The 17617-nt window shown below is 32.3% G+C and carries 13 protein-coding genes; 7 read left to right on the top strand and 6 right to left on the bottom strand.

Annotation, left to right across the window (positions count from 1 at the left end; all coding sequences use genetic code 11):
* The first annotated feature begins 58 nt into the window (after positions 1 to 58).
* Together GQR97_RS00450 and GQR97_RS00445 are read left to right on the top strand one after the other, a co-directional pair.
* The gene (locus GQR97_RS00450) at positions 59 to 1285 is read left to right on the top strand and encodes a hypothetical protein (RefSeq protein WP_158843990.1); all 1227 of its coding nucleotides are present in this window, start codon (positions 59 to 61) and stop codon (positions 1283 to 1285) included.
* Positions 1286 to 1328: 43 nt separating this feature from the next.
* On the top strand, positions 1329 to 1808 hold the full coding sequence (locus tag GQR97_RS00445; RefSeq protein ID WP_158843988.1) for a hypothetical protein: 480 nt from the start codon (positions 1329 to 1331) through the stop codon (positions 1806 to 1808).
* On the opposite strand, the gene GQR97_RS00440 is transcribed toward GQR97_RS00445, so the two are convergent.
* Entirely contained in the window at positions 1786 to 3213 is a 1428-nt protein-coding gene (locus GQR97_RS00440) for a hypothetical protein (protein ID WP_158843986.1), read from the bottom strand. The genes GQR97_RS00445 and GQR97_RS00440 overlap by 23 nt on opposite strands.
* A gap of 190 nt (positions 3214 to 3403) precedes the next feature.
* Here GQR97_RS00440 and GQR97_RS00435 point away from each other — a divergent pair, with 190 nt between their 5' ends.
* Positions 3404 to 4204 (top strand): DUF6503 family protein, encoded by an 801-nt coding sequence (locus GQR97_RS00435; RefSeq protein WP_158843984.1) that lies wholly within the window; start codon positions 3404 to 3406, stop codon positions 4202 to 4204.
* A gap of 64 nt (positions 4205 to 4268) precedes the next feature.
* Here the strand turns inward: GQR97_RS00435 and GQR97_RS00430 are convergent, their stop codons facing one another.
* The 3 genes from GQR97_RS00430 to GQR97_RS00420 form a co-directional block, all read right to left on the bottom strand.
* On the bottom strand, positions 4269 to 5570 hold the full coding sequence (locus tag GQR97_RS00430; protein ID WP_158843982.1) for an amidohydrolase family protein: 1302 nt from the start codon (positions 5568 to 5570) through the stop codon (positions 4269 to 4271).
* Positions 5571 to 5580: 10 nt separating this feature from the next.
* Positions 5581 to 8562, bottom strand: a complete 2982-nt coding sequence (locus GQR97_RS00425; RefSeq protein ID WP_158843980.1) for an amidohydrolase family protein — start codon at positions 8560 to 8562, stop codon at positions 5581 to 5583.
* Between the two features lie 91 nt (positions 8563 to 8653).
* The gene (locus tag GQR97_RS00420; RefSeq protein WP_158843978.1) at positions 8654 to 9715 is read right to left on the bottom strand and encodes a DUF3810 domain-containing protein; all 1062 of its coding nucleotides are present in this window, start codon (positions 9713 to 9715) and stop codon (positions 8654 to 8656) included.
* 242 nt (positions 9716 to 9957) lie between these two features.
* On the opposite strand from GQR97_RS00420, the gene GQR97_RS00415 reads away from it, so the two are divergent.
* A complete protein-coding gene (locus GQR97_RS00415) occupies positions 9958 to 11421 on the top strand; it encodes an aminoacyl-histidine dipeptidase (RefSeq protein WP_158843976.1) in 1464 nt (487 codons plus the stop codon).
* 127 nt (positions 11422 to 11548) lie between these two features.
* Here GQR97_RS00415 and rsmG read toward each other — a convergent pair whose 3' ends face one another.
* Entirely contained in the window at positions 11549 to 12178 is a 630-nt protein-coding gene (gene rsmG, locus GQR97_RS00410; protein WP_158843974.1) for a 16S rRNA (guanine(527)-N(7))-methyltransferase RsmG, read from the bottom strand.
* 142 nt (positions 12179 to 12320) lie between these two features.
* Between rsmG and GQR97_RS00405 the strand changes: the two genes are divergently transcribed.
* On the top strand, positions 12321 to 13415 hold the full coding sequence (locus tag GQR97_RS00405) for a fatty acid desaturase family protein (RefSeq protein ID WP_158843972.1): 1095 nt from the start codon (positions 12321 to 12323) through the stop codon (positions 13413 to 13415).
* A 32-nt stretch (positions 13416 to 13447) separates the two neighbouring features.
* Positions 13448 to 14632 carry a pyridoxal phosphate-dependent aminotransferase gene (locus tag GQR97_RS00400; protein WP_158843970.1) on the top strand — a complete coding sequence of 395 codons (1185 nt, stop codon included), beginning with the start codon at positions 13448 to 13450 and terminating at the stop codon, positions 14630 to 14632.
* 77 nt (positions 14633 to 14709) lie between these two features.
* On the opposite strand, the gene GQR97_RS00395 is transcribed toward GQR97_RS00400, so the two are convergent.
* Entirely contained in the window at positions 14710 to 14973 is a 264-nt protein-coding gene (locus GQR97_RS00395) for a hypothetical protein (RefSeq protein ID WP_158843968.1), read from the bottom strand.
* Positions 14974 to 15275: 302 nt separating this feature from the next.
* Between GQR97_RS00395 and GQR97_RS00390 the strand changes: the two genes are divergently transcribed.
* Entirely contained in the window at positions 15276 to 17483 is a 2208-nt protein-coding gene (locus GQR97_RS00390) for a S41 family peptidase (RefSeq protein ID WP_158843966.1), read from the top strand.
* Positions 17484 to 17617 lie beyond the last annotated feature (134 nt).

Raw genomic sequence — 17617 nt, 5'->3', positions numbered from 1 at the left:
TGGAATTGAACTCTAAAACCGTTTTAATTTTGAGTATTTTAGAATTTTTAAATAAATAATGATGAAATATTTAGTGAAAACATTTTTTTGCGTTTTTCTTACTCTTTTTTCATGTCAGGAAAAAGAGGAAAGCAATCAGATTGAAATTGTAGATACACCAAAAGAACTGTTATCTAAAGAACGAATAGCGTCTATTTTAAATAGGCAAATAGATCTTCTTTCAATTCAATATTTAAACGATAGCACGCTATATCCAAAGATTTCGATACCAGTTGGTTATGAGTATGATATTACAGGTGAGGATGCTTTTGAAGATTATGAGGCCAGTGATTATGAAGAATATATTTGGGGAGATTTAACGATACGAGAAGACAAAGCTATAGCAATTGATCTTGAAAGTGGAGAGGATTATGATTCTTATGGGATTTCTGAGGGTATTGTACTCTTACCATCTAAAGATAAAGATGCGATTACTTTTGAGAAAATTAAAAAAAATATAAGTGATGCCGAAGATAAAGTTTGGGAAGATTTAATTGTAGAGTATCAAGATGCAAACAGCGTTATTTATTCCGAGAGAGATGGTTTTAATGTTGTGTATTTTGAATATGATGAGATACACGAGTATTTTATTGTTTATGAAGCTGTAATCGATATGATGGACTTAAATAGAAAAGAGAATTTTGAAATGGCTCTTTTTTCTTTAGGTATGGCTAAGAATTTAACTAAGGAACCTAAAAATAATGAAGATTTAGCTGTTAAGTCTTGGGCAGACTATATAGATACGTATCCTGCTGTTACTATAAAAGCCTATAATTTTGCTCTTAAAGATATCGATAAAGAGATGAGAGTTTTTATGGAAGAAAATGAAGAAATTGATTTAAGAAGTTTATATAATTATAAAACTTTCGATTTTTATTATGCTTCTAAAAAATTCGACACATCATTTTTAAATATTATTAATGCTCTGAAAAAAGGAGCTATGCTCGATAAAAACCTTGTGAAACAGGTAAATTATGGTAAGACCGAGTGGGAGTTTAGAGGGCGAACATTTAGAAGTGATGGTTTTATGGTTAATATAAAGCATGAAGGCAACGCCTATGTAATTACTAAAGACAGCAAAAATTATGATGGTGAAACTAGTTATGCAGATCATTTTTACTATCGAATAGAAAAGCACAATAAAGTATTTTATTTTAGAAAAGAGGGCGTGGATGAAAACTCGGCAGATTTTTATAAAAAAATGCTTGATTATCAAATGGAACATAACACTTTAATGATTGAATAAAATGCGGTATATAAAATATTTTTATTGTTTATTATGTTTAGGGATGTTACATTCCTGTAATGTTGTTGGTAATGATTTAGAAAAAGAAGTAGGACTATCTACTTCCTCAATTTCTACTATAGATAATGTGTCTTTGAAAAAAGGAGAAGAGGTTGTAATTTGGACCAAATCTAGCTTAGAATATAAAACGTACGAATCTCCAGATCTTGACGATTACTCTATAAAATACTACATAGAAAAGGATAAGGACTCGATGTTGGTAGATCGGTATTTGCCATTGGTTTTTTCTCATTTTATTAAATCTTCAAAAGAAGAAGAATCGGATACAGAAACAAGATACAATGACGAGAACGAAGAGGAAGAAGTCGATATTACACGTGTAACAAGTGAGTATGAGGCCGAGTCTGGAGTTTATGTAGTTCCAGAAGATGGGAACTATAGTTTTAGTTTTAAACTATACTCAAAAGATAATATAAGTTTTTATTCAAGAGGACGCTTCTCTATAAAACTTCGGACTCGTTAGTGTTAGAAAAATGAGTATCTAATTCTGCTTTTATTTGTTCTTCATTTGTGTTAACATAAAAGGCTTTATGGTAGATGTAAAACAATAAATAATAGGTTAAATAGTAAATGGTTATAATAAAAACACCTTGAGATAGTATACTGATATCAAATACATGTTCTGTAATAGTTTCTATAAAAGAAAAAGAGCTGTAATTTTTAATAATCCATAAAAGCGTAATTATAGCAGGTGCCGTATAAACGTATTTTTTGTTTAATGAAACGATAAATAAACAAATGCAATGCAGAATAATACCTGCGAAAATCCAAGCTAACTCATCTTCATTGGTTAACTCATCTTTATTTATAAAAAGGATAAAAGCAATCATTAAAACAGCATAAATACTAAGATGAATGTTTCTTTGTTTAGGTGCGTTTTTTATAAAATCGGATACAGATTTTACTTTTCTTTTGTGTCTAAGAACAAATAGCGATACCGTATTTAATATTGGAAATAAGGCTACAGCCGAAAATATGCCATAAAAATGTTTCAAAGAATAACTTCTGTATTGCATAAGTTGGCCTAAAAAGCAAACAGTATAAAGTAGATAGGCGAAATTAGATAGTAATTGAATGTTTTCGTAAAAATCAAAAGAGTTTCTAGAGAAAAAACTGAACAGAACAAATGCGACAATATTTTCTAAAACACTAAAAAATACAAGGAAAATTAATGTGTATGAAATGGCAAAACCTTTACTGAAAAACGATTTAGAAATATATTGAGGTGCTAAAATATTACTTTGCTTGTTTGTATTTATAATTTTAGATAATAGGTAGTAAAACCCAATTAATAATACAAAACATTTAAGTACACGCGTTAATATAACGAGTAGTTGAACTAGATATTCGAAAAAACTAGAATCGCTACTAATTATTTGTTGAAAGAGTTCACTAAGTTTTCCTAATCCACTAGCAAGAACAAAATAGGTTGCAATTACTAAAAGAAAAACGTTTAGAAATGCTTTTTTCTTTGGCCTTACCTTTTCAGTTTTAAAAAATCCAAAAGCAAACCACGAAGCAGATACTAGAAACAGAATAGTTTGTAAAGAGGTCCTTATGGAACTACTGTTATCAATGCTAAAATAATAATCTATTAAATTTGATAAATTAGTTTGAAATGCAAAAAGAATGAATAGTAAATGTGTAATAATACCTAAGGTCCATTTTTTATTCAGATAAAAATACCAACTAAAAAAAAAGCCCGTAATGCTTGCAATTACAAGTTTCCAAACTAAAATATACAGTGCGGTATCTGGTGTGTATTCATAAACAATAAACCTAAATATATGCAGAACAGTTAAAATTAATATGAATAAAGGAATTTTTAAAAACACCTTATTTGTTGACGCAGTGAAATTTGAATTCATTTATTATCTTAATTTTGTTAAAATGGTTTTTTTTCTGGACTCTAAGTTTCAAACTTATTAAATCCAATTGGTTTATAATACGTTATCGCATTTTTTATTTTAGTTGAACGAACTGTTTTATTTATTAATAATTTAAATATTGTAATTTTAAGTAGATAATTACGACTTCATGGTAAATTAAAAATTTACCATGAGAAATATTCTATTTTTATTTATTACAATTTCAATTCTTTCTTGTAAGAATGAAACAAAAAATGAAACAGTAAAATCCCCAGAACCATCTGTAGAAAAGCAAGTTGAAAATAAAAAACATTACCCAGAAATCTTAGTTAAAATTTTTGATGCACATGGTGGTTTAGATACTTGGAATAGTATGAAATCATTAACATTTGCTCAGGTAAAAGAAGGCGGGAACGATGTTACAACTACCAACTTAAAAAACAGAAAAATTTTGGTAGATATGCCTAAGTATGCTATTGGTTCTAATGGCAAAGATATTTGGTTAAAGAATAAAGGAGAGGAAGCTTATAAAGGAAAACCAAAGTTTTTCTATAATTTAATGTTTTACTTTTACTCTATGCCTTTTATATTGGCAGATGATGGTATTATTTATGGTGATGCCGATCCTTTAGTGTTTGAAGGAAAAACATATCCTGGAATTAAAATTTCTTATGAATATGGTGTAGGTGAATCGTCTGGAGATGAATATGTACTTTATTACAATCCTGAAACTTATAAAATGGAATGGTTGGCTTATACGGTAACTTATTTTTCTAAAGAAAAAAGTAAAGATTTACATTTTAGACGTTATCAAAATTGGCAAGATGTAAGCGGTTTGCAATTACCAGCAACTATGGCAGGTTACGCCACGGAGAATAATGTACCAACAAAAATGAGTAGAGAAGATACTTTTGTAAATGTAAAACTATCTAAAGAGATTCCTGATGCTACACTTTTTGATGTTCCTGAAGGCGCTACAATTGCAAAGTAAATTAGATATAGAAAATATATTAAATTAAAAAGGAAGCCTATAGGCTTCCTTTTTTTTGTTGGTATTAATTGGATTGATATTTTTCGGAATAGCGTTTCCATAATTCTGTTTGGTGCGTTTCTAGACTAATTAAGCGTCCGTCTATAAAAGCATGAGAAATAATGTTGGTACGCATATCTAAGGCATCACCTTCACTTATAAACAAGGTAGCGCTTTTACCAGTTTCTAAAGATCCATACTGCGCATCGATACCTAATATTTTTGCTGGGTTTAGAGTAATTAGTTGTAGTGCTTGTGCCTTTGTTAATCCATGAGCTACGGTTGTACCTGCGTAAAATGGTAAGTTTCTAGAATTCATGCGTTCCATTTGTCCGTTAGCTTGTAAGGCTACTGTAATGCCATTATCTACTAATAATTTTGCCGATTTATATGGTAAATCGTAATCGTCATCAGTTTGGCTTGGTTGCGAGTGTATACGGTTTAAAACTACAGATATGTTATTCGATTTTAAAATATCGGTTACTTTATAAGCTTCCGCTCCGCCAACAACAACCATGTTTGGAATGGCGTTTTTCTTAGTGAAATTTACAGCATCGATAATGCCTTTTTCATCATCTACATTAATGTAAAGTTTTTTAGAACCATTGAAAATACCTTCTAATGCTTTATAAGATAGGTTGGTGATAGAAGGGCTTGCTTTTAAATAGGCTTTAGCGTTATTAAAATAATCTTCTATTTCTGTAATTTGGTTGCCGTATTCTTTATTCACCTTTAATGAAGGGTCTTCGCCTAACCAGTAGCGTCCTCTTTTGAAGTTGCTTGGCCAGTTTATGTGAATTCCGTCATCGGTTTTTACAGCAGCATCTTCCCAGTTCCAAGCATCAAATTGTACTACAGATGAGGTTCCTGAAATACGACCGCCTCGTGGCGTAATTTGCCCGAGTAAAACCCCGTTTGGTCTCATAGATTCTACAACTTTAGATTCCGCGTTATAGGCAATAATACTTCTAATGTTTGGGTTCCATGTTCCTATTTCAGAATCATCATCAGTGGCCTTTACAGCATCAATTTCAACTAAGCCTAAAGTTGAATTCGGAATAATAAAACCAGGGTAGACGTGTTTACCTTTACCGTCGATAACGTCCCCAATTCGCGCAATTTTCATATTAGCACTTCCTACGAAAGTGATTTTACCTTCATTAAACATAATAAGGGCATTTTCAATAACTTCACCTGTACCTAAATGCGCCGTGGCACCTTCTATAGATATGGCTTTGCTTTGTTTGTCTGCTGGAGTTTGTTGGGCGTGTATGGATCCGAAAAATAGGAGACAGGCACACGCTATATATAAATTGAAATATTTCATTTTCTATGTTTTAGTTAATTTGATTGCCAATAAAATCGCAATGCATATCTACTTTTTCCTTTTTCTTAATAGGTTGCGTTTTTAAGCCTTTGTTTTTAGCTTTTAGCATTTGGTTGATAAGCTCGTTTTTTTCTTCTTTAATTTCCGAACGCAGCATAGTATCACGTTCTAAATCGAAATAAGTGACACCTTCAATAATTGTTTTTTCTGCTTTAGCATAAATAGACATTGGGTGATCGGTCCATAAAACAACATCGGCATCTTTACCAACTTTTATACTTCCCACACGGTTATCGATGTGTAAAAGTTTAGCAGGGTTTAGAGTAACAAACTTCCAAGCCTCTTCTTCTGTCATGCCACCATATTTAATGGTTTTTGCAGCTTCTTGGTTTAAACGTCTAGACATTTCTGGATCGTCACTATTAATAGCAACCGTAACGCCTGCATTGTGCATAATGGCAGCATTGTATGGAATAGCATCGTTAACCTCATATTTGTACGCCCACCAATCGCTAAATGTAGAACCTCCAACCCCATGCTCAACCATTTTATCTGCTACTTTATAACCTTCTAAAATGTGAGTGAATGTGTTAATGTTGAAATCGAATTGTTCTGCAACCTTCATAAGCATATTAATTTCACTTTGAACGTAAGAGTGACAAGAAATAAAACGCTCTTTGTTTAAAATCTCAGCAAGCACGTCCATCTCGACGTCTTTTCTATAAGGTTTACCACTTTTCTTTAAAGCATCGTATTCTTTAGCACGTGTAAAATAATCGATGTAAACTTGCTCGACACCCATTCTGGTTTGTGGAAAACGCACACCGTTAGAATATCTAGTTTGTTTTACATTTTCGCCTAAAGCAAATTTTATAAATTTAGGTGAATCGTTATAAATTAAATTATCGGCAGATTCGCCCCATTTTAATTTTATAATAGCCGAACGTCCACCAATTGGGTTGGCCGAACCGTGCAATACTTGTATAGAGGTTACACCACCAGCAAGGTTGCGATAAATGCCAATATCTTCATTATCGATAACATCTTCGATGCTTACTTCTGCAGACGAGTTTTGCCCGCCTTCGTTAACCGAAGCTGTTGCAATATGCGAATGCTCGTCTATAATACCAGCCGTTAAATGTTTGCCAGTAGCATCAATAATTTGAGCTTTTCCGTCGCTCAAGTTTTTACCGATTTTAATTATTTTACCGTTTTTAATAAGCACGTCTGTGTTTTCTAAAATACCATCGGCTTCGTTAGTCCAAACCGTTGCGTTTTTAAACAGAAGCGTTTCCTGTTTTGGTAGTGTTTTAAATCCGTAAGCAGTGTTAGGGTAGGAGATAGAGGCTATGCTATTTTTAGAATCATCGTCTTTTTTATCTTTTTCTTCGGAATCATCTTCGGCTTTTGTACTCTTTTTGGCTAAAAAAGGAATTTCATTACCATTAGGTAAAGTAGCTTTTCCTTTTAAAGCAGCGTCGTTTTCAACATGAGCTACAATACGAATAAAATCTTGCGACGTAGAATCTTTTGTAGTCATCGAGATTTGAACCCAGTCATTAGTATAACTAATTTTTGAACCTAAGGTTTTAGTCTCGCTTGTAATTTTAGATTTCAGTTTTTTAATGTCGCCCTCTACAGTCATTTTATAAGCCGTATTATCTACGCTAAACTCATAATCACCAACAATATCTATGGTGTTCATGTTGGTAACAATATGTTGCTGGCCTTGTACCCAGTTTTCGTAAAGCTTGGTTTTCTTTTCAAAAATATCGCCCGAGGTAATTAAAAAGTTAGCATAAGCACCATTGTTAAGTGTTCCTATTGCTGTAGATTGCCCAAGTAATTGTGCAGGAATAAGCGTTAATGCTTCTAGAGCCTTCTCTTTAGAAAGTCCGTTTTTAATAGCTTGCATTAATTTGCCTTTAAATTCACTTGGCGATTTTAAAGCGTGTGTCGTTAATGCAAAATTGATGTTGTTATCGGCTAAAACCTTTGGGTTTGTTGGTTCTTGGCTCCATGCACGCATATCGCTAAGCGCTAATGAACTTGTTAAAAAACTATTTTCAACATCATAAGCATCTTGAAAGTTAATGGGTAGTATAAATGCAGCATTCGTGTTTTTTATCTCATCAATACGCTCGTACTCATCACCACCACCTAAAATTACATATTGAATACCAAATTGATCTCCAATTTTATCGGCTCTTAGTGCATTAGCTTTACTTCCGGCTTCAAAAATTTGAATTAAATCTTGGTTTCTGTTTAAGGCTTCAATAGATAAATCTTTCGTTTTACTAAGTCCTTTTTTATACCATGCCGCATCATTATATAATTGACGTAACAAAGCAATACTACCCATTATAGAATTTGGGTAAGCTTGTCGAGACGTGGCGCTTCTATCGAAAGATAGATATTGTGCAGAGTTCTCTTTTAGTATACGTGTTTCATTACCTTCTTTATTATTAAGAGCCACTAACGCACCAGTTCCTCTATGGATACCGTCTTGAATGTGTGTATTTACAACGCCAAACCCGGCATTTAGTAACTCTTTAGCTTTTTTAGAATCGTAGCTAAATTTAGTAAGCGCCTCATTTTCTGGCATCACATGGTCGTTCCAATAATATCCCGTTCTGCTAGCATCGTATTGGGGAGCCTGACTTCTGCTTCTTGGTTGTGCTTTTGGTTTTTCAATACCAAAATCAGAATACATATCAATAAAAGAAGGGTAAATGCTTTTACCTTCAATATTAATAATTTTAGTGTTTTTTGGAATCGAAACATTTGTTCCGGTAGAAATTACCTTTCCATTATGTATTAACAAGGTGCCTTTGTTAATAATTTTTCCGCTAGAAACATGGATTTTTGCATTCGTGAATGCTGTGTAGTTGGTGTTTGTAGTTTTAACACCATCATTTTTTGGAAAATAATCTTGGCTAAATAAGCAACTGCAGCAAAAGAAGCTCAAGATTCCAATACATTTTTTAATCATAGATACAATCTGTTAGTTTTAGCTAAAAATACGGATATCTATCTAGAATCAAAGTTCCTTTACATATAAAGTTGTAATCTTTAAGAATTTCTCATTTTTCTTCAAAATAATTTACCAATAGAGCAACAACGTAACTATAACTTTCCATGCCTTTAGTTTGTTTGTTAGCTTTTAAAAAACCACTATAAAAACTTTTAAATAAAGGCTCAGTTGGGTTTTGGTGAGCCTCCCAAAACACACGAACTTCCTCGTAATTCTTTAAAATACCGATATTTAGGTTTTTAACAACTTCCTCGTAAAGTGCTTCGTCTCTTCGGTAAATTTCATTTAAACAATAGCGTAAACCAAAAGTATAACCGCAATATCTAAAATAAATATTCTCATGATTTATAGCTGCCAAGCAACCAATAAAATTTGCTTCATTTTCTGCTGCAAAGCCTAATTGATGTGCTATTTCGTGCGTTGTTGTGGTCGCAAATTTAAACTTCGGAATCAATCCATCAACCTGCGCTTCATTGGTTAACGGATTCAAATAACCACTAAAACCCATATAAGTTAGCGGATAACTAAACAACGATTTTTTTACACTCTGTGGCGAATATTCCAAATTAGGAAACACCTGCTTCAGCCCTAAATAACCGTCTGGCGCAAGCTTTAAAATTTCATTTTTAGATAACGGAATCTCTACTTTTAATGAATCATTTTTCGCGATTTCCAAATGCAATGCATTCGCTTGTAAAATAAGCTGTTCTGTCACCTTTACAAGTTGCTCTGTAGAATATTCAGGATTCAAATTCAAACTTTTATACAGCGGTAATCGGTAATAGTTAAAACCCCAAAATAAATGAAATGCAAAATAAAGCACCGAAACGGCAGAAAACACATCAGCAAACCACTGCTTTGTATCCGTTTTTAAACGTTTCCAATTTTTAAAAAACCATCTAATTATATAAATTAATCCAACAGCATAGACCAAATCTCCAAATGAAAATGGCAACCACCCTAAACAAAACCGAAACATTTTCGATACATATATATAGAGCCCATTACTGTAATACGCATCTACAAATTCTGGATAATTCCCTAAAAACTTCACGAAAAAATACTGCGGAATCAACAGCAGCGCAATAATCGTTTTTTTATCTTTCAACATAAATCAAAAATAGTAAAAATTTGTACCCAAAGGTCGGGTATATTTATAAAGGTTTCTTCCTGCTTTCCGTTATATCTTTTTTTTGATATACTTGTTTCAGTATAAAGTAAAGTTAAACTTAATTATAATCGTTTAGACTTTTTGCAAACTATTTAACAACAAAAAAAGGATGCCACATCAATCAGGAGTAGCTGCCAATATCTGTGTATTTTTACTAACTTTGCATTAAAATATAAAAAGACATGAGTCAAGAAATAAGAAACCTAGAGCCTAAAGAACTTTGGAATAAATTTGCCGATTTAAACGCCGTACCACGTCCATCTAAAAAGGAGGAACGTGTTATCGCATTTATGAAAGACTTTGGTAAGAACCTTGGTTTTGAAACTATCGAAGATGAGGTTGGTAATGTTATTATCAAAAAACCAGCAACAGCAGGTATGGGAAATAGAACGACTATCGTGATGCAGTCGCATTTAGATATGGTTCATCAAAAAAATAATGATACAGAATTCGATTTCGATACACAAGGTATAGAAATGTATGTAGATGGGGATTGGGTTCGTGCAAGAGGCACTACGTTAGGAGCCGATAATGGGTTAGGAGTTGCCACTATTATGGCTATTCTAGAAAGCACAGATATACCGCATCCAGCGATTGAAGCTTTGTTTACTATAGATGAAGAAACAGGGATGACAGGAGCGGAAGGATTAAAAGGCGGCTTACTTACTGGCGGAATTCTTTTAAACTTAGATACTGAAGAAGATGATGAAATTGGCGTTGGTTGTGCCGGTGGTATCGATGTAACAGCAACGAGAACTTATGAGGAAGAGGAAACTCCAGAATTCAAAATAGGTTATAAAATTACAGTAAAAGGATTACAAGGTGGTCATTCAGGAATGCAAATTCATGAAGGATTAGGTAATGCGAATAAAATAATGAACCGTGTGCTTTTTGATGGTTTTGAGAATTTTGGTTTGCGCATTTCGGAAATCGACGGAGGAAGTTTACGTAACGCTATTCCTCGAGAAAGTAATGCTATTGTTGCAATCGATGCTATTCATGAAGAAGCTTTTCTTTTAGAGATAAAACAGCAAGAAGAAGTTTTAAAGACGGAATTAAAAACGATGGAGCCTAATTTAGAAGTTGTAGTTTCTAAAGTTGAAACTCCAGAAAAAATAATGGATTTAGGAGTTCAAGAAGGATTAACACGAGCTATTTATGCCGCATGGAATGGTGTGTATCGTATGAGTGCAGATATTCCTGAATTAGTAGAAACATCAAATAATATTGCTAGAGTTATTATTAAAGATGGCCATGTAAAAATTGGTTGTTTAACACGTTCTTCTGTAGAGAGTTCTAAATGGGATTTAGCAAACACTTTACGTTCTGTTTTCGAATTAACGGGTTGCGAAGTAGAGTGTACAGGCGATTATCCAGGGTGGACACCAAATATGGATTCTGCTATTTTAAAAATAATGGAGAAACTTTACGAAGAATTAAATAACGAAAAACCACACGTAGCAGCATGTCATGCTGGTTTAGAATGCGGGATTCTTGGAACAAATTATCCAGAAATGGACATGATTAGTTTTGGTCCAACTATAAAAGGAGCGCACTCTCCAGATGAACGTGCTCAAATTTCATCTGCTCAAAAATATTGGAACTTTGTATTAGAAATTTTAAAGCAGATTCCTGAGAAGGCTTAGGTTCTAGTCATAGTAAAGATTGTTGTTTTTAAGCTAGAAAAAATTACAATTAAGAGATAAAAAAAGCCATTAAAAATCATAATTATGATTTTTAATGGCTTTTACTTTTCTTATAATCCGTTATAAATTACCCGCGATACTTTAAAGGTAAGTGTACTATTTTTTTGGTTTCGTAGAAATCTTCATCAAAATAGTCAGATAAATCAAAAATAGTAGTGGTTTTGTAATCTTTTAGCTCTTCGGTTAGATCGCCACCTTTTAAATATAGAATACCATTTTTTAGTTCGTGGTTTTGCTCTTTTGCAATTTTTCCTTTTACCCAATGTACAAAAGTAGGCATAGCAGCAACGGCACGGCTTACAATAAAATCGTAATTCCCATTGGTCTCTTCAACGCGGCTATGTGTTGTTTTTACATTGGTTAAACCTAAGCCTTCAACAACTTCGTTAACTACTTTTAGTTTTTTAGCAATACTATCTACTAAATGAAATGAACATTCGGGAAACATTATAGCTAAAGGGATTCCTGGGAATCCACCACCTGTTCCAACATCTAGAATATGGCTACCATCTTTAAATTGGATTATTTTAGCTATTCCTAAAGAATGTAATACATGTCTTAAATAAAGCTCATCGATATCTTTTCGAGAAACTACATTTATTTTTAAATTCCAATCTTGATATAAGGTTTCTAATTGGGTGAATTTTTCAATTTGGTCTTCCGTTAAGTCGGGGAAATATTTTAAAAGCAGTTTCATTTCTGTTAAATTTTCAACAAAAATATACTTTTTAGGCGCATAATTTTACAAAAAATTGGGATAACTTAAATAGCTTTATTCATATCTTTGCAGTTAGGTATGATCAAAAAAATATTTTAGAAATCATATTAAAATTTATTGCATGACTAAACAAACCGTCTCATTTTCGAGAAAAGACCCTGCTAAGTTCTTTAAAACGTTGAATAAACGTGTTAATGATTACTTTAAGGAGAACGATATTAAACGCACAGGAAACTGGAAATTATATAATAAAGCCATCATAATGTTTGCTTTACTAATTGTTCCAGCAGTATTAATTTTAACAGTACCCATGTCTGGATGGCTACAAGCTTTATGCATGGTAGTTGTTGGTATTGGTATGGCAGGAGTAGGCATGAATGTGATGCACGATGCTAACCATGGTTCATTCTCCAGTAAAAAATGGGTGAACAAATTAATGGGAAGTAGTATTTACATTTTAGCTGGAAATGACTACAATTGGAAAGTACAACATAATGTATTGCACCATACATATACCAATATTCAAGGACATGATGAAGATATTGATGCGGGTAGAATTATCCGTTTTTCAAAACATTCAAAATGGTTTAAAATTCATCAATACCAAAAGTATTATGCATTCTTTTTATACGGACTGTTAACTGCAAACTGGGCTATTACAACAGATTTTATACAAACCTATAAATACCTAAAACGTAAATTAGCTTATGGTAAGTTACCAAGTCCTGCAACACAATGGACTAAACTTATTATTGGTAAAATTGTGTATTATTCTCTTTGGGTGGCCTTACCATTAATTTTAGGTTTTGCTTGGTGGCAAGTATTAATAGGGTTCTTAATTATGCATTACACAGCTGGAATAATCTTAAGTGTTGTTTTTCAATTGGCACACGTGGTTCCTAGCACTGTTATGCCTTTGCCTGATGAGGATGGTAATATGAAAAACACTTGGGCTATTCACCAATTATTTACAACTTGTAATTTTTCACCTAAAAGCTGGTTAGCTGAATTTTATACTGGAGGTTTAAACCGACAAGTAGAGCACCATTTATTTGCTAATATTAGCCACGTGCATTATAGTAAAATAGCAAAAATAGTTAAAGAAACAGCAAACGAGTTCAGTTTACCATATAATGAATACAACACATTTTGGAAAGCAGTTTCAGAACATTATAATCAATTAAAAGTGCTTGGGAAAAATCCTGATTTAGCATAAACTAACTATATATTTACTTATAAACACATTTCATGCAATTACTATCTGATAGAATTTTAAACATGGCTACATCGGCAACGTTAGCTATGGCTGCCAAAGCGCGCGAATTAAGAGGCGAAGGCAAAGACATTATTGGTTTAAGTCTTGGGGAACCAGATTTTAACACACCAGATTTTATTAAAGATGCAGCCATTCAAGCTGTAAATGATAATTACAATTCGTACTCTCCAGTAGATGGTTATGTAGATTTAAAAGAGGCAGTTATTGCGAAATTTAAACGCGATAATAACTTAACGTATACTTTACCTCAAGTTGTTGTTTCTACGGGAGCTAAACAATCTTTGGCAAATATTGCTAGCGTTATGTTGAATAAAGGAGATGAGGTTATTTTACCTTGTCCTTATTGGGTAAGTTATTCTGATATTGTAAAATTAAACGATGGTGTGCCAGTAGAGGTTGCAACATCTATTGATACAGATTTTAAAATGACTCCTGCACAATTGGAAGCGGCTATTACGCCAAAAACCAAAATGATGTGGTTTAGTTCACCTTGTAACCCAAGTGGATCTGTTTACAGTAGAGAAGAATTAAGAGCTTTAGCCGATGTATTGGTTAAATATCCTAATATCTATGTGGTTTCAGATGAAATTTATGAGCATATTAATTACGGTTCTGGTCATTCAAGTATTGCAGAATTTGATGATATGTACAATAATACAATTACGGTAAACGGTGTATCGAAAGCTTTCGCTATGACGGGATGGCGTATTGGTTTTATTGGTGCTCCAGAAAAAATTGCTCGTGCATGTAATAAAATGCAAGGTCAAATTACTAGTGGTGCTAACTGTATTGCACAACGTGCAGTAATTACAGCGTTACAAGCAGAGCCGAGTGCTGTTAAATATATGATCGACGAGTTTAAAGTGCGTCGTGATTTAGTTTTAGATTTATTGAGCGATGTTAAAGGTTTTAACTCAAACACGCCAGAAGGTGCTTTTTACGTATTTCCAGATGTATCTTATTACTTCGGAAAAACATTAAGAGGTACAAAAATAAATAATGCTACCGATTTTTCTTTATATTTATTAGAAGAAGCTTTAGTTGCAACCGTTACAGGTGCTGCTTTTGGTAATCCTAATTGTATTCGTATTTCTTATGCAGCTTCGCAAGAACAAATTATTGAAGCTATTAAGCGTATTAAAGAAGTAGTGAGCTAGATAGATTTACGTTTAAACAGTAAACTTTATATAATATTAGATCCTTCAGGTTTTTTAAATCTGAAGGATCTTTTTTTTTAGAATAAATATTGGATGGCAACAAATAAGCCAATGCATGTTACTATAAATAAGCCGATATTTATTAATAGCGTTTTTCTGTTTTCTCTTATTGTTTTCTCCTTTATTTCTTTTAGTTGTTCTGGTGTGGCTTTAGGAAATTTTTTTAATTTAATTTTTGAGTAGCTACCAGATAAAGCGCTGTTTTCTCTTCGTTTTGACGCTATACTTCTGTTGTTTTTTAACGACAGGTTAGCAGCCATCATTGAACCTTCTCCTCCCATAATTTCTGAATGTTTTTAGTGAAACTCTGTTGAAATAGTCAACAAGAGTGTGAAAGATTACTTGATCTAAATCTTTGTAAATGAAAAGCAGCTACTTTATATATAGGTGTCGTTTTTTGTTGAAATGTTACATTTTGATGGTTTTATATTTAGTTGATAGAATATATTCTGAATTTTAAAGATTAAGTAGTGCTATTTAAGAGTTAATGTAAACATTATCAGTTTTTTATTAACTTTGTTTGGAGCCTTAAGAAAAGGTTGTCGTCTCTGTTATATTGATATTTTTATAAAAAATGAAACTAATGAAATACACGGTTTTAGTTATTGTATCGCTTTTTTATATAACCTGTACATCTCAAACAAAAAAAAGATTTAATTTAGATTTTGAAACTTATGATTCATTACTATTATTTCCGGAGAAATGGTTTGAATGGGGAGATTATAGCTTAAATGTAGATAGTGTTAATGTGTATTCAGGCAAATATGCATCCAAAATAACTTCTAAAGAAAATGCTGCCAATTCTTTTGGTTGTATTGCTTACCGTATTCCTGCTAATTATAAAGGAGAGTCTATTAAACTTGAAGGCTACATGAAAACCAAAAATATTGAAAAAGGGTATGCAGGTCTTATGCTGAGAATAGATGGTGGTAAAAAAATATTAGCGGGCGATAATATGGAAAAACAAAATATCCATGGTACAAAAGATTGGCAAAAATACTCTGTAACGTTAACATATCCCGAAAATGCTGAAAATATTATTGTGGCGGGGATAATGAGTGGCACAGGTGAGGCATGGTTTGACGAATTTGTTTTAACTATAGATGGCCAGGATGTTCAAACTTTAAAAGAAATAGAACAACCCGTTTATAAAGCAACTTTAGATAATGAATTTGACTTGAATTCTAAGATTGAATTCCCTGAGCTTAATGAAGAACTTGTTAGTAATTTAGAATTATTAGGTAAAGTTTGGGGGTTTTTGAAATACAATCATCCGGAGGTAGGTAAAGGAAATTATAATTGGGATTTTGAGCTTTTTAGAATGTTACCAAAATTTTTAAAAGTTAAAGGTAACTTAGAAAGAGATAAGGTGATTCTCGAATGGATTAAAAAATACGGAGAAATTGATGCGTGTGCAAAATGTATAGATACTAAAGCTGTTAGTTTTGTAAAGCCTGATATGTTATGGTTGGAAGGGTTTAGTTTGAGTTCAGAATTAAAAAATAAAATAAATTATATTTATAAAAATAGATTTCAAGGAAAGCATTATTATATTGATAAAGGTCCTACTAGGAATCCGAATTTTGTAAATGAAAAATATTACTATTCCATGTTGTATAATGATGATGGGTTTAAATTATTAGCTCTTTATCGATATTGGAATATCATTCATTATTTTTTTCCTTATAAACATTTAACAGATAAAGACTGGAGTAAAGTTTTAAAAGAATATATTCCAAAGTTTATAAAATCAGAGGGTAAATTAGAATACGAAAAAAAATGTATTTTATTAATAAGTGACATTAATGATACTCATGCAACAACTTCAGTTGGTTTTAATAATGTAACTAAAAAACAAGGTGAGTTTTACCCGCCTTTTAAAGTTGAATTTGTCGAAGATAAATTAGTAGTTACAGATTATTATAATCCTGAGTTAAAAGAAGCTTCGAAGGTTGAAGTTGGGGACGTGATTACACATATTAATAATAAATCTGTTGAGTTTATTGTGGATAGTATTAGTCCTTATTATCCAGCATCAAATGGCGCTGCGAAAATGAGAGATATTTCTAAAGATCTTTTACGTTTCAATAAAAAAAATATTGATATTGATTTTATTTCTAATGAAATCAAAAAGCACGAGTTTATATCGCTTTATCCTTTGGAGCAATTGAATACGAAGTGGTATAATTGGACGGGTGAAAAAAGTTATAAATTATTAGAAAATAATATTGGCTATGTAACTTTAAAATCGATAAAAACTGAGGACATACCGATATTAAAAGAAACTTTTGAAAACACAAAAGGTATTATTATTGATATAAGAAACTATCCTTCGGCTTTTGTGCCTTATAAATTAGGTTCTTATTTTGTTTCGTCAAGAACTCCTTTTGTTAAAATAGCTCAATTTAATAAAGATAACCCTGGGGAATTTAATTTTTCGGGACCTTTGAATCTCGAAAACGATACTATAACATATAAAGGCAAGTTGGTTGTTTTGGTTAATGAATATTCGCAAAGTCAATCGGAATTTACTGCTATGGCATTTAGAGCAGGAGAGAACACTACTATTGTTGGAAGTACTACAGCTGGAGCAGATGGTAGTGTTTCTGATATATATTTACCAGGAGGATTATTAACTAGAATTTCTGGAAATGGTATTTATTATCCAGATGGTGCAGAAACTCAAAGAATTGGTATTGTTCCCGATGTGGTGATTAGGCCAACTGTTGAAGGAATTAAAAAGGGGAGAGATGAAGTATTGGAAAAAGCAATTGAAATAATAAATTATTAATATAATTAAACCACTGTGGAAACCTGCGTTAGGGATTGATGCGGCATCCTTTTTTGTGCTAAGCTTTTGTTTTGTTGAAAGGAATATAATTGGGGTTTTAACGCTTGTTTATTAAAAGCTGTAATTAATATAGC

Source organism: Algibacter sp. L1A34 (assembly GCF_009796805.1).
GTDB lineage: Bacteria > Bacteroidota > Bacteroidia > Flavobacteriales > Flavobacteriaceae > Algibacter.
The sequence above is the reverse complement of the archived record's forward strand: the minus strand, read 5'-3'. Positions and strand labels throughout refer to the sequence as shown.